The sequence below is a fragment of the Lactobacillus kimbladii genome (genome assembly GCF_014323605.1).
Classification (GTDB): domain Bacteria; phylum Bacillota; class Bacilli; order Lactobacillales; family Lactobacillaceae; genus Lactobacillus; species Lactobacillus kimbladii_B.
On the sequence record NZ_SCMB01000002.1, the window covers coordinates 246652 to 259206 of the forward strand.

The following is a 12555-nucleotide window of genomic DNA, read 5'->3' on the forward strand; positions in this document are numbered from 1 at the left end:
TTGAAATAATTTTTTAAAAAGGATAGATATTTAATCATTTTATACTTAATAATCAGTATTGGAGGAGCCTGATCATGTTCGAGATTTTTCTTTTTGTTAATCCCGTTGGTATTTATTGCTTTAACACGGAAGTTTTAATTAAAGACGCAATTGATGAACTTAATATCAACTCTTCTTTTCATTTTGTTCCCATTATAAATGCAAAAGTAATTAAAGAGGACATTATTAGAAGAAAAAATAGTGGACAGAAAATAAAAGATATACCGCAATATACAATTGCCTCTTTTCAAGCTTTAAGGCATTACAATGCAATTAAGATAGAATATGGTAACAAAAAAGCACGTGCTTATTTGGTTGCTTTACAACGTGTTATTAGCACAGATTTTAATAAATATTCAGAAAGTTTGCCTAGAGAAATTGCAAAAAGTTTAGGCTTAGATTTTAATCGTATTAATAGTCGCAAAATTGCTCACTACGTTGATGATTCAATTCAACAAGACAAGGATCTCGCACGTAAATTCAATGTTCGTAATTTCCCTACTACTGTTATCTTTAATGAAAGCGGCAATTATAATGGGGTAATGCTTGAAGGCGTTCTTGCACATGACAAACTAATAAAGCTTCTTAAGGATAATGGTTGTGTCGCCAGTGACCCAAAGGGTTATTACCCAGTGAGACATTTACGACTGATTTAAATATTTACTTACATTATCTGGCGAATTTATTTCACGTAGACTAATAAAAACCCAAGGCGGCAAATCATCAATGGTTTGGCGCTTTTTATATAGCAAATTTGCTATTTGCATGCCCTTCAAACTTTTATGTGCAAGCTGCATTTGCAGATATCGTTTCTGCTGATTAGGATTAACATGATATTTATGTAATGAGGGCTGAAAATGCCACAACTTTTTTAAACCTTTTGCACTGATAGCAAATTTTTCTTCTTGAAAGTGAGCTTTATTCGTCAGTGGCTCTAGCAAAACGTTATATTTTAGTCGAATAATTTTTTTAAACGGATCAATCTCTAAATAATAATCTTGCCAAAAATAGTTTCTGCGAAAGAAAATAAGCTGCGATTTTTTTATGTTTTGTCCTAAAAAATGTCTCTGGCCAACTATCCATATATCCTTAACGCCTATTTGCTTATACAAAAAATGGCGGTGGCGAAATTCTGACTTATTTAAAGGAGCGCACTGAATTTCGAAAGCTAAATTTGAAGCTGCTAATATATCAGCTCGCAGTTGTCCATTAGCAAGATTAACTTCTGTTTCTGCATTAAAATGTACTTCTCTGAGTGCTTTTGTCAGTATACTTTTACTCTGTGCATGTTCTTTATTTTCCCCAGATAAGTTTACTTTGGAAGGTATATGTTTAAAATAGGACTGCTTATCTTTACATACTAATTGCATTTCTCGTTCACAATGTGGGCAAAAATAATGTTTCTTAACTTTTTTGTTACTTTTGGTCGATTTAGCTTCCTCAACAGCTAAAACCAAAGTATTATTTAACAGTGCTGCGTACATATTTATCACCTAAAAATAAGTACGCAAAAAGGCAGGATTTAACCTGCCCTTTTTATTCAGCTATATTTGTTAATTTATTTAATACCGCTAAAATAATGCCGCAGTTGATCTAATGCATCATTAGTTAACAAACATTTACCATTAGTACGAACACGAGCCATTTCACTTGTTTTTACTTTAATACCATATTCATTTGCAATTGCCCATGCATCAGCGGGCTTTATTTCCGAATAGTCTTGACTAGTAAAAATCAGTTCTAAGTAAAATTTTCCCCGTTCAAAATAAAGACTGGAAGACAAATCATTTGCTTTAAGACTTTCCGCCAATTCAGTCACCTGATCAAGGTCAGTAAAACTATATGCCTGCTTTTTCTGCAATTTCCAAAACTGCTTCTTAACTTTAGGTTGAGAAGAATCTGCTGGTTCATTTGACTCGTCCTTATCTGTTTCTTCATCCTCAGGTTCAAGGTCAAGAAAAGATTTACGAGCATCATTATTCTTTTTATTGTTGTGAGTAAAATCATTATCAAATAACTGGGCAAGATTATTACGATCTTTCTCTGTCACTTTTGTGATTAATAAATCAAGTCCACCATTATTAGGCATTACTTGAAAAGTTACCGGTGCATCCTGACTAAATGAATGATCAGTATCAATTTCATCCAAAATTGAATAAAAGAAATGCTGGATTTTATTTTTATCACCTAGTAAATCTAAAACTTTGAGACCACGATTAGCTAATTCTTGTTTACCTATTCTCACGCGAATCGTATTATTGTTTATATGATCTACTTGCATGAGTTCTCACCTCCATCAGATTCTTTGTTCTATTGTAGCGTACTTTGCTCATAAAATAAAAGCGTTAGTTTAAAAACTAACGCTTTTATTTTAAACTTACCTGAATTTTATAAATCAGCTATCTTTTGCATTTCTTCAAGCTCAAGACGACGCACTTTTCTTGGCAAAAAGCGCCGAATTTCATCTTCATTATACCCAACTTGCAAACGCCGATCATCCATAATAATTGGACGTCTTAATAAACTAGGATTTTTTTCAACTAAGTCAAGTAGTTGGTCTATTGACAGATCATCAAGATTAACTTTAAGTTGTTGAAAGGCTCTTGAACGCGTAGAAATAATTTCTTCCGTACCGTTTTCAGTCATTCGCAAAATTTGCATAAGCTCGTCTTTTGTCAAGGGCTCTGAAAAAATATTCCTTTCCTTAAAGGGAATGTCATGTTTCTTTAACCAAGCCTTTGCCTTGCGACATGATGTACAGCTCGGAGATATATATAAGTTGACCATATATTTCACGCTCCTTTAAATTGTATTCTAAATTATTATAACATACTACTTCTTTTTTGTAAGTAGTGTTTTTCATAACTGACTATATTATTATGTTAAGTTCAAAAAATGAATATTCTGTGAACTTTTTACCAAGAAAGATTAAAGAAACTAAAAAAGGATACACAAATTTATGAAATTGTACCCTTTTTAAAAAAATATATTTAATTACTTACTTTTTTCATTAAATCACTAACCAATTTTTCGTTTTCTTCAGCAGTTTCTGAAACATAACAAGCTTTATTAGCTAATTCCTTGATGTCATTAGTATTAAGCTTCTTCATCAAACTTCTGATGCGTAAAATTGAAGTAGCGCTCATTGAATACTCATCTAAGCCCATTGATAAGAGAATTGGGAACATGGTACTGTCTCCAGCAGCTTCACCACACATGCCACACCAAATACCATTTTCATGAGCTGCATCAATTGTATGCTTTATTAAACGTAAAACTGATGGGTTCGCTGGTTGATACAGGTAAGAAACATTGTCATTACCCCGGTCAGCAGCCATTGTATATTGGATCAAATCATTAGTACCAATTGAGAAGAAGTCAACTTCTTTTGCTAATTGGTCAGCCAAAACGGCAGCAGCTGGAACTTCAATCATCATTCCTACTTCTAAGTCTGAACCGATTTTAACGCCCTTTGCCACTAGCTTATCTTTTTCTTCACCTAAAATTGCTTTAGCCTTGCGTAATTCGTTTAAGGTACCAATCATTGGGAACATGATGCCCAACTTACCATAAGAAGACGCACGTAATAAAGCACGAAGCTGAGTACGGAAAATATCCTCATTTTGCAGTGAAAGTCTAATTGCACGTACACCTAAAAATGGGTTCATTTCTTCTGGTAATTCCCAGTAATCAAGATGCTTATCGCCACCAATGTCCATGGTTCTGATAATAACCTGCTTGCCATGCATGCCTTCGATAACTTTCTTATAGGCTTCAAATTGTTCATCCTCTGTTGGGAAATCCTTTGAGTCCATATACAAGAATTCAGTTCTATAAAGACCTACAGCCTCGGCGCCATTATCATTTACCCCTGGCATATCATTTGGCGTACCAATATTAGCTGCAATTGTGAATTTCTTACCATCTGCAGTTACTGATGGTTCATTCTTTAATTTTTCCCATTCAGCTTTCTGCTTCAAGAAGTCAGCACTTTTTTGCTTATATTCCTCAATCTCGCTATCAGTTGGCTTAACGATAACATCACCATTCAGGCCATCAACAGCAACTGTATCACCATTTTGGACATCCTTTGTGATTGATTCAGTACCTACAACAGCAGGTAATTCCAAAGAACGTGCCATAATTGCTGAGTGCGCAGTCCGTCCACCAATGTCAGTAACAAAGCCCTTAACAAACTTCTTATTTAATTGAGCAGTGTCACTTGGTGTCAAGTCATGAGCTACCACAATTACTTCGTGATCAATTGATGCCGGGTTGGGCAATTCTTTGCCCAGCAAATGAGCCATAATTCTCTTAGAAACATCTCGTACATCAGCTGCACGTTGCTGCATGTAAGTATTATCAGTCATGCCTTCAAAAATGCTGATGAATTTTTGTGCAGTTTCATCTAGCGCAGCTTCACTATTAACTTTTTGTTCCTTAATTTCATTTTCAATGGCACCAGTAAATTCAGGATCATTTAAGATCATCAGGTGAGCTTCAAAAACTTGAGCTTCATCTTCACCTAAACTCTTTTTTGCGCTATCACGGATTTTTTCAACCTCAGCAGTTGATACTGAAATTGCCTTCTTATAGCGTGCTAACTCACTTTCAACATCGCTAACCGTAGTTTTTGAAAATGAAAGATCAGGTTCAACCAAGAGATAGGCTGGTGCTACAGCAATACCATCACTTGCAGCAATTCCTTTTAAAGTCTTGGTCATTATTCAGCTAAGCCCTCTTTTTTCATTGTTTCAGAAATAGCGTTGATGGCGTCTTTTTCATCATCACCATCAGCACTGATTGTGACATCAGCATTTTTACCAACTCCGAGTGACATAACACCCATGATTGATTTCAAGTTAACTGATTTACCATTGTATTCCAAGTTGATATCTGAACCAAACTTAGAAGCTGCTTGTACTAGCAAAGTAGCTGGACGAGCATGAATACCTGTTTCTGCAACAACATGAAAATCGCGTTTTTCCATTATATATATCTCCTTTTAATTCAAAAAATCAAAACGGTAGTAAATACCTATTCGCTTACTTAGACTATCATTTTTTTGTGAATTAGACAACATAAATGTAACAGTTTACATCATTAAACTCCAGTTTTGGACTGCGAATAAATTATTTTACCACCCCGCAAGGCCTTTCCCGTTATGTTTTGCCTTTTACCAAAAGACCTTAATGCAGATTGAAATTCAAAAGCGTTTTGAGGATCAACTTCATAATGATCTAGTTCACCATCTGCCAACTGCTCAAGAATTTTCTGATAATCCAAATTTACCACCGCTTTTAATCTATATTATTTCAGCAACATTTTTGATTTTGCCTACATGTATTTTAGCATATTTAGCATACTTACAAATAATAAGATCCAAGTTTTAGCACTTGATTATTCCGAGTGCTAATTATATAATTTAGTAAACTGATATGAAAGGCGGTAATACAATGCTTTGTCAAAACTGTCAAAAACGACCAGCTTCCATTCACTTATTTGCAAAGGTTAATGGACAAAGTCGCGAAATTAATTTATGCGGACAATGTTATCAACAACTTAAACAACAAGGAAATATTAATATGAATAATGACAATAATGGCTTTTTTGGCGATTTCAGCGACCTGTTTAATTACAATGGCAACGTTGGAAATCCAGGAGATCCCAGAATGAGTAATGGCGGACCCGGCAATACCAATGGTAATAATGGTACCGGAGGTAGTCGTTCACTTTTAGATCAATATGGTACAGATCTAACTGCATTAGCAAGAAAAGGCAAAATTGACCCAGTCATTGGGCGTGATAAAGAAATTGCACGCGTCATTGAGATTTTAAACCGCAGAACAAAGAATAACCCAGTTTTAATTGGTGAAGCCGGAGTAGGTAAAACTGCTGTGGTTGAAGGCTTAGCTCAACAAATTGTTGATGGCTCGGTTCCTGCCAAATTACAAGATAAAAGAATAATATCATTAAACGTAGTTTCTTTAGTGCAAGGTACAGGTATTCGTGGCCAATTTGAACAGCGTATGCAGCAACTTCTTAAAGAAGTGGAAAATCACGATGACATTATACTATTTATTGATGAAATTCATGAAATTGTTGGCGCGGGGAATGCTGAAGGCGGAATGGATGCAGGCAATATTATTAAACCTGCTCTTGCCCGCGGTGATTTACAACTAGTTGGTGCGACAACCTTAAAGGAATATCGTGAAATTGAAAAAGATTCTGCTCTGGCAAGACGTTTCCAGCCCGTTGACGTTAAAGAGCCTTCGGTTCAAGAAACTATCCGTATTTTAAAGGGTATTCAAAAGCGCTATGAAGATTATCATCACGTTCACTACACTGATGATGCCATTAAAGCTGCTGCTGAGCTATCTGAGCGTTATATTCAAGATCGTTTCTTACCGGATAAAGCCATCGATTTGCTTGATGAAGCAGGTTCACGCATGAATCTGACGATTCCATATGTTGATAAAGATAAAATGAAAGAGCGAATTGATGCAGCCCAAAAACTAAAGCAGGAATCCTTAAAGAACGAAGATTACGAAAAAGCTGCCTACTACCGCGATCAAATTGAGAAATACAATAAGATGAAAGATCAAAAGGTTGATCCAGATAAATCGCCAGTGATCACTAGTAAAATTATGAATAAGATCGTGGAAGAAAAAACTGGCATCCCCGTTGGCGACTTGCAAAAGCAAGAAGAAAACCAGTTGCAAAATTTAGCGCCAAATTTGAAAGCACATGTTATTGGGCAAGATAAGGCAGTCGATAAGCTGGCACGAGCAATACGGCGTAATCGGATTGGCTTTAATAAATCAGGTCGTCCAATTGGCTCCTTCCTCTTTGTTGGACCAACTGGAGTCGGTAAAACTGAACTAGCTAAACAATTAGCAAGACAAATGTTTGGCTCAGAGAATGCTTTGATTCGTTTTGATATGTCAGAATATATGGAATCATATTCAGTGTCTAAGCTTATCGGGTCTGCACCTGGTTATGTGGGTTATGAAGAAGCCGGTCAATTGACTGAACGAGTTAGAAGACACCCATACAGTTTGATATTGCTTGATGAGATTGAAAAGGCTGACCCAGCTGTTATGAATCTATTTTTACAAATCCTCGATGATGGTCGTTTGACCGATTCTCAAGGTAGAACAGTATCATTCAAAGACACAATTATTATCATGACTTCTAATGCTGGCCAGGGAATTAAGAATACCAGTGTTGGTTTCGCAGCTGAAAATTCTAAGGATAAGCCGGATTCTGCCAGAAGTTCAATGAGTCAATTCTTCAAACCAGAATTTTTAAACCGTTTAGATGATGTAATTGAATTCAATGAATTAACTAAAGATGATCTGATTAAGATTGTTAATTTGATGCTTGACGATGTAAACAATATGGTTAAAAATCAGGGCTTACAGATTACTGTTAGCGACGATGCCAAGAAGAAACTTGTTGAAGAAGGCTATAATCCTGCCATGGGAGCAAGACCTCTGCGCAGAACTATTCAGGAAGAAATTGAAGATAAAGTTGCTGACTATAAGCTTGACCACCCTGCAGCAAAGAACTTACTAGCAAATGTTTCTGACAACAAAATTGTCATAAGCGAAAATGAAAATGTTGTAAATTCAGAAAACAGCAGTGATAATTACTAACTAAGTCAATTCTTATTAAGCATGGTTATTGTAAATTATGATAATCATGCTTTTTACTAAAGAAAAAAGTTTAGATTAGTTGTATACTAAAATAAAAAAGAGCTACTAGAAGAAACGGGTGAAATCCATGCATTTAATAGATGTAACCAATAGTTATAAGGACCTAGTTCATAGTCAACTAAATACGACTAACGTAAATTACGTCAAAGTATACTCTCTAGGCAATACTTCCGTTATCTACACCGAAAGTGATAAAGCGATCGGAATTGTCTTGGAAAACCACAATCGCCGTGTACGCAAGGACGAAACAGATTTTGTCATTAAACGACTTATTCAGGAAAAAAATCCTATATATAAGTTGACAATTGATGAAAGCCAACATGTAATTGAAATCCATATCGATAAATAAAAAAAGCTGGTTTAAAAACCAGCTTTTTTGTTATAATTTTTCGGTTAATTTAACATCAGGATACTTATCTTTGAAAAATCGTTCAGCAAATTGATTTTCGAACAAAAATAGTGGTTGACCATAGCGATCTTTAACCAGTAGGTTTCGACTATTAGCCATGGCAGGATCCAGTTGTTCAGGGTCAATCCAACGGGCTACTCTATGACCAATATTAGTCATTTCAACATCAGAATTATACTCATTTTTCATTCTGAATTTAAAGACTTCAAATTGCAATTGACCGACTGCACCTAAGATATACTCATCAGTTTGATAATTTTGGTATAACTGAATTGCACCTTCTTGAACCAGTTGTACCATTCCTTTATGAAATGATTTCTGTTTCATAACGTTTTTAGCAGTGACCCTTACGAATAATTCCGGTGTAAATTCTGGCAGTGGTGGGTAAACCACTTTGTCTTTGCCGGCATAGATACTGTCACCTATCTGAAAATTACCTGTATCATAAAGTCCAACAATATCTCCTGCTACAGCATCCGAAACCTGCACTCTTTCGCTGGACATAAACTCCGTCGCATTATTTAACCTTATTGGTTTACCTGTACGAGCTAAAGTAACATACAATCCCTTTTTAAACTCGCCACTACCAATACGGACAAAAGCAATGCGATCGCGGTGATGAGGATTCATATTGGCCTGAATTTTAAACACAAAACCCGAAAATTCTGAATCATCAGGAGCCAGTTCTTCAGTTTCATTAACTGTATGACTTGCAGGTGCAGGAGCCAGTTGGACAAAGCTTTGCAGGAAAGTTTCAACACCAAAATTTGTTAAAGCAGAGCCAAAGAATACCGGAGTTTGCTCTCCTTTAGCAATCTTTTGTAAGTCAAACTGGTTACCGGCTTCTTTAATTAATTCAATTTCTCCTAGTGTATCTTGAAATTGAGGATTTTGACTAAAGGGTTCACTGTCCGGCAATTTACCATCTTTATCTAGTGACAAAAAGCGGTCAAATCCATCTTTATGATACATTTCAATTTTGTTATTAGCGATATCATACAATCCCTGTAAGGTTTGGCCTGAACCAATTGGCCAATTCATAGCCACGCCTTCAATGCCCAGCAGATCTTCAAGTTCAGCAATCAAATCTAGCGGAGGTCTGCCGTCACGATCCAACTTGTTCATGAAGGTAAAAATTGGAATCCCCCTTTGTTTTACGACCTTAAATAATTTTTTAGTTTGAGGTTCGATACCTTTAGCAGAATCGATAACCATGACAGCTGAGTCAACTGCCATTAAAGTACGATAAGTATCTTCAGAAAAGTCTTCATGCCCAGGAGTATCAAGAATATTAATTCTCTTTCCCTGATATTCAAATTGCATGACGGAGCTGGTAACTGAAATGCCACGTTGCTTTTCAATTTCCATCCAGTCACTTGTAGCATAATGACCGCTTTTACGTGCTTTAACTGTCCCAGCACTGCGAATCACGCCACCAAAAAGAAGCATTTGCTCCGTGATCGTAGTTTTCCCTGCATCTGGGTGCGATATGATAGCAAATGTTCTTCTTCTATTTACTTTGTCTAACAGTTCGTTACTCATTAAGTATTTTGTTCTTCTTTCTTTTTACGTTTTGCTTCAGGTATAGTTAATAAAACTGTCATTAGTCTTGAACGCATCATTCTTCTGGTAGTTAAAACCATACCATTGTCCAATTTGACTGAGAGTTTTTCACCTTTTGCAGGAATTATGCCCAATTTAGTGATCATGTAGCCTGCAATGGTATCAACGTCTTCCATTTCCAAATCCGTACCGAATTGTTCGTTAAAATCATCAAGAGGCATTTTACCATAAATGACATACTTATTAGGGGCAAGCTGGTGCACTAAAACCTCAGTTTGATCAACTTCATCATCAATATTACCAACTATCTCTTCGATAATATCCTCAATGGTTGCTATTCCGACTACTCCACCATATTCATCGGTTAAAATAGCTAATTGCTGCTGTGTTTGCTGCATCTCAACGAGTAACTCTCTAAGTTCGGTTGTTTCTGGTGCAAAAAGTGGCGGATTCATGACATCATCGTAGGTAATTTTATCAAAACCCTTCTCCCAAGCTTTACGCAAAACGGTGCGAATATGAATAATACCAACTATTTTGTCCTTATCATGTTGATAAACCGGTATTCTGGAATATGGTTCACGCAGTATTTCTTTGAGATGATCCTGCAAACTTTCCTGGCAGTCAACCATGAAAGCATCAATTCTGGGTACCATCACTTCACGTACCATTCGTCCCTGAAAATCCAAAACTGCATTTAACATTGAAAATTCATTGTCACTAATCTTCTTATTTTTATGTAAATCTTCAATTTCTGTAATTAAGTGCTCTCTTGTTTCTTCATCGTTTGTAGGGGAAAATTTATTTTTGAAACGCTCAAATAAATTCCCCTTGTCGGGGTCGCTAGCCATTTTATTGCTCTCTTTCTTAAAATAACGTATTAAATACCAACATTATATCATGTACGCACACAATATGTTAGAATAGCACGTAAGAAATGAGGTCAAACTATGAAAAAAAGTCATGTCATACTTGTTTTCACATTTTTACTGTTAATTCCCTATCTGTGTAGTTTAACCATTATTGGTATTGGTTATGATGCTCTGGTTTTACATTCAGCTGATCTTTTTCGCACTACTATTGGTGCAACAGTCGGTGCCTTAATTATGTTTGCCATTAAGGCAACGATTCAAAGACCAGTCGATTTGCTGGCAGTCGAAATAAACGATGGCTTTTTAAAGCAATTGTTACGTTTTTTCAGTATCAGAAGACGCTACCTTTTGCAAATTGCTAACGTAATTTTGGATTTCATTCTCTGCTTTGCTGCCACTTTTGTTGTTAGAGAATTTTTAACACTTGATCAGATTGTGGGTAAATCTGTCGGCATTGTGATGCTGATCATGCTCTTGTCAACCTGTCTTGGTGCATATGTGGAGTATGACAACCTGTCAATTGATCCCAAACAACACTAATTCTTAAGACTGTCTTCAAGATATAGTTCTTGGGTCAGTTTTTTTGTGTCTAAATTCAAGTTTTGTAAAACATAGGGAGTTAAGCTGTCTCCCGGATTTTGGTAAATTTTAATGCCTTCATCCGCAACAGCTGCTAAAAACTGTGAAATTATCACATTTAAAGGTTGACTAAAAAAGGAAATATTTTGATTGTCTTTTTCTTTAATTGCCACTTGGGCTTCAGGCAAAACAAATTTCATTAGTCCTTTGGGAACTGCGGTCTCATTTGAGGCAACAACGCCATACCAATACATAAAATTTTCAGGCCCAAAAACTACTAGACTGCTGCGAGTATTTTTCAAATTGTTCTTGGTAATAAAATTTTGGAAAACTTGATTTTGCTCCATTTCCATGTTTGCTTCATTAAAAGTTTTCTGTTCGTCCATCAATTGGTCAGGAAAAGGGCGACCAATAAATGTTACTTTTTCTTGCAGTTTTTTCATAAAATCTCCTAATATTCAGCTAGTTCATCTAAAGGAATAATTTCACCAGCCAGAAAGGCATCAATTTCATTGCTGGCAAAACCATGTGTAAACAGGTAATTGCGTATTTTATTCTGTCTTTGGCTTTCAGGTAAGCGGCGAAAACGTTTATAAGCTTTGATTCCTTGCTTTTTTAACGCTGCGATTTGATCTTCCTCATTTTGAGCAAAATCCATTTGCCCAATTATTGCACTGGCAAGAGCGCCGGAAAAGCCGTGGTTTAACAACTTAGTTGTCATTTTGCGTTCCAATTCTCGCTGCGACAACTTACCTACCTTGCTTTTCATTGATTTGAGCACTCTTTTGCCAGCATCCAGCCACTTATCGTCAGCTATTTCGGCTAAAGTATTGTCAATTATTTCAGGATCAATCCCCTTTTGCTTTAGTTTATTGCTGATACTAAGTGGGCCATCGGTACCCATGCGTAAATTTTGCCTGACCAATAGTTGGGCGTACTTGGCATCGTCTAAAAAGCCCATTTCTGTCATCTGACTAACTGCAGCCTGGGCAGATCCATTATCAATACCATGTTTATTAAGATATTGCAAAACTTCAAAAACAGTCCGAGGCTCGTAACTCAAATAATTAGCCGCAATATTTGTTGCCTTGGCGTCAGCATCAAATTGCTTAATTGCCACAATTTGTTCTTCAGACAGTTCCTGCCCTTTTAAGAGCACGAATTCAGCTACAGTTTGTTCAGCAGCCGAAAAAGAATATTTACCGTCTAAAAAGATATTAAAACGGCCAGGTCTTTTTTGACTACTAACTTTAGTAATAATTGGCATTAAAGATCACCTTTCTATCGCTTAATTCCATGCTAGCAAATTTTGCTCTTTCTTGCTAAATACTTTTTACTGGGAGTACAATTAATTATTAACATTTAATATTTTATT

At 36.1% G+C, this 12555-nt stretch carries 14 protein-coding genes; 4 read left to right on the forward strand and 10 right to left on the reverse strand.

Annotated elements, in window-relative coordinates:
- The first annotated feature begins 74 nt into the window (after positions 1–74).
- Entirely contained in the window at positions 75–695 is a 621-nt protein-coding gene (locus ERK18_RS04390; RefSeq protein WP_187154472.1) for a DsbA family protein, read from the forward strand.
- Here ERK18_RS04390 and ERK18_RS04395 read toward each other — a convergent pair.
- The 6 genes from ERK18_RS04395 to ERK18_RS04420 all read right to left on the reverse strand — a co-directional run bounded on the left by ERK18_RS04395 (position 681) and on the right by ERK18_RS04420 (position 5325).
- Positions 681–1523 (reverse strand): competence protein CoiA family protein, encoded by an 843-nt coding sequence (locus ERK18_RS04395; RefSeq protein WP_187154473.1) that lies wholly within the window; start codon positions 1521–1523, stop codon positions 681–683. The two genes, ERK18_RS04390 and ERK18_RS04395, sit on opposite strands and share 15 nt — an antisense overlap.
- A 74-nt stretch (positions 1524–1597) precedes the next feature.
- A complete protein-coding gene (locus ERK18_RS04400; RefSeq protein ID WP_187154474.1) occupies positions 1598–2320 on the reverse strand; it encodes an adaptor protein MecA in 723 nt (240 codons plus the stop codon).
- Positions 2321–2427: 107 nt separating this feature from the next.
- On the reverse strand, positions 2428–2826 hold the full coding sequence (gene spxA, locus ERK18_RS04405) for a transcriptional regulator SpxA (RefSeq protein ID WP_034977372.1): 399 nt from the start codon (positions 2824–2826) through the stop codon (positions 2428–2430).
- Positions 2827–3029: 203 nt separating this feature from the next.
- Positions 3030–4763: a phosphoenolpyruvate--protein phosphotransferase gene (ptsP, locus tag ERK18_RS04410; protein ID WP_187154475.1), complete on the reverse strand. Its 1734-nt coding sequence runs from the start codon at positions 4761–4763 to the stop codon at positions 3030–3032.
- Positions 4763–5029 (reverse strand): phosphocarrier protein HPr, encoded by a 267-nt coding sequence (locus ERK18_RS04415; RefSeq protein WP_034977366.1) that lies wholly within the window; start codon positions 5027–5029, stop codon positions 4763–4765. The genes ptsP and ERK18_RS04415 overlap by 1 nt, the downstream gene beginning before the upstream one ends.
- A gap of 113 nt (positions 5030–5142) precedes the next feature.
- Positions 5143–5325, reverse strand: a complete 183-nt coding sequence (locus ERK18_RS04420) for a hypothetical protein (protein WP_034977361.1) — start codon at positions 5323–5325, stop codon at positions 5143–5145.
- Between the two features lie 170 nt (positions 5326–5495).
- Here ERK18_RS04420 and ERK18_RS04425 point away from each other — a divergent pair, with 170 nt between their 5' ends.
- Positions 5496–7697: an ATP-dependent Clp protease ATP-binding subunit gene (locus ERK18_RS04425; RefSeq protein WP_187154476.1), complete on the forward strand. Its 2202-nt coding sequence runs from the start codon at positions 5496–5498 to the stop codon at positions 7695–7697.
- A gap of 127 nt (positions 7698–7824) precedes the next feature.
- A complete protein-coding gene (locus ERK18_RS04430; RefSeq protein WP_187154477.1) occupies positions 7825–8106 on the forward strand; it encodes a DUF1827 family protein in 282 nt (93 codons plus the stop codon).
- A 30-nt stretch (positions 8107–8136) separates the two neighbouring features.
- Here ERK18_RS04430 and ERK18_RS04435 read toward each other — a convergent pair whose 3' ends face one another.
- A complete protein-coding gene (locus ERK18_RS04435) occupies positions 8137–9708 on the reverse strand; it encodes a peptide chain release factor 3 (RefSeq protein ID WP_187154478.1) in 1572 nt (523 codons plus the stop codon).
- Positions 9708–10580 carry a hemolysin family protein gene (locus ERK18_RS04440; protein ID WP_187154479.1) on the reverse strand — a complete coding sequence of 291 codons (873 nt, stop codon included), beginning with the start codon at positions 10578–10580 and terminating at the stop codon, positions 9708–9710. The genes ERK18_RS04435 and ERK18_RS04440 overlap by 1 nt, the downstream gene beginning before the upstream one ends.
- A 99-nt stretch (positions 10581–10679) precedes the next feature.
- On the opposite strand from ERK18_RS04440, the gene ERK18_RS04445 reads away from it, so the two are divergent.
- Positions 10680–11141 carry a hypothetical protein gene (locus ERK18_RS04445; protein WP_045927763.1) on the forward strand — a complete coding sequence of 154 codons (462 nt, stop codon included), beginning with the start codon at positions 10680–10682 and terminating at the stop codon, positions 11139–11141.
- Here the strand turns inward: ERK18_RS04445 and ERK18_RS04450 are convergent.
- Both ERK18_RS04450 and recX read right to left on the reverse strand, forming a co-directional pair.
- The gene (locus ERK18_RS04450; protein ID WP_187154480.1) at positions 11138–11623 is read right to left on the reverse strand and encodes a hypothetical protein; all 486 of its coding nucleotides are present in this window, start codon (positions 11621–11623) and stop codon (positions 11138–11140) included. The two genes, ERK18_RS04445 and ERK18_RS04450, sit on opposite strands and share 4 nt — an antisense overlap.
- 8 nt (positions 11624–11631) lie before the next feature.
- A complete protein-coding gene (gene recX / locus ERK18_RS04455; protein WP_187154481.1) occupies positions 11632–12447 on the reverse strand; it encodes a recombination regulator RecX in 816 nt (271 codons plus the stop codon).
- Positions 12448–12555: the final 108 nt, after the last annotated feature.

Coding starts and splice junctions, on each gene's coding strand:
- ERK18_RS04390 (WP_187154472.1), top strand. CDS start 75: ATGTTCGAGATTTTTCTTTTTGTTAATCCCGTTGGTATTTATTGCTTT.
- ERK18_RS04395 (WP_187154473.1), bottom strand. CDS start 1,523: ATGTACGCAGCACTGTTAAATAATACTTTGGTTTTAGCTGTTGAGGAA.
- ERK18_RS04400 (WP_187154474.1), bottom strand. CDS start 2,320: ATGCAAGTAGATCATATAAACAATAATACGATTCGCGTGAGAATAGGT.
- spxA (WP_034977372.1), bottom strand. CDS start 2,826: ATGGTCAACTTATATATATCTCCGAGCTGTACATCATGTCGCAAGGCA.
- ptsP (WP_187154475.1), bottom strand. CDS start 4,763: ATGACCAAGACTTTAAAAGGAATTGCTGCAAGTGATGGTATTGCTGTA.
- ERK18_RS04415 (WP_034977366.1), bottom strand. CDS start 5,029: ATGGAAAAACGCGATTTTCATGTTGTTGCAGAAACAGGTATTCATGCT.
- ERK18_RS04425 (WP_187154476.1), top strand. CDS start 5,496: ATGCTTTGTCAAAACTGTCAAAAACGACCAGCTTCCATTCACTTATTT.
- ERK18_RS04430 (WP_187154477.1), top strand. CDS start 7,825: ATGCATTTAATAGATGTAACCAATAGTTATAAGGACCTAGTTCATAGT.
- ERK18_RS04435 (WP_187154478.1), bottom strand. CDS start 9,708: ATGAGTAACGAACTGTTAGACAAAGTAAATAGAAGAAGAACATTTGCT.
- ERK18_RS04440 (WP_187154479.1), bottom strand. CDS start 10,580: ATGGCTAGCGACCCCGACAAGGGGAATTTATTTGAGCGTTTCAAAAAT.
- ERK18_RS04445 (WP_045927763.1), top strand. CDS start 10,680: ATGAAAAAAAGTCATGTCATACTTGTTTTCACATTTTTACTGTTAATT.
- ERK18_RS04450 (WP_187154480.1), bottom strand. CDS start 11,623: ATGAAAAAACTGCAAGAAAAAGTAACATTTATTGGTCGCCCTTTTCCT.
- recX (WP_187154481.1), bottom strand. CDS start 12,447: ATGCCAATTATTACTAAAGTTAGTAGTCAAAAAAGACCTGGCCGTTTT.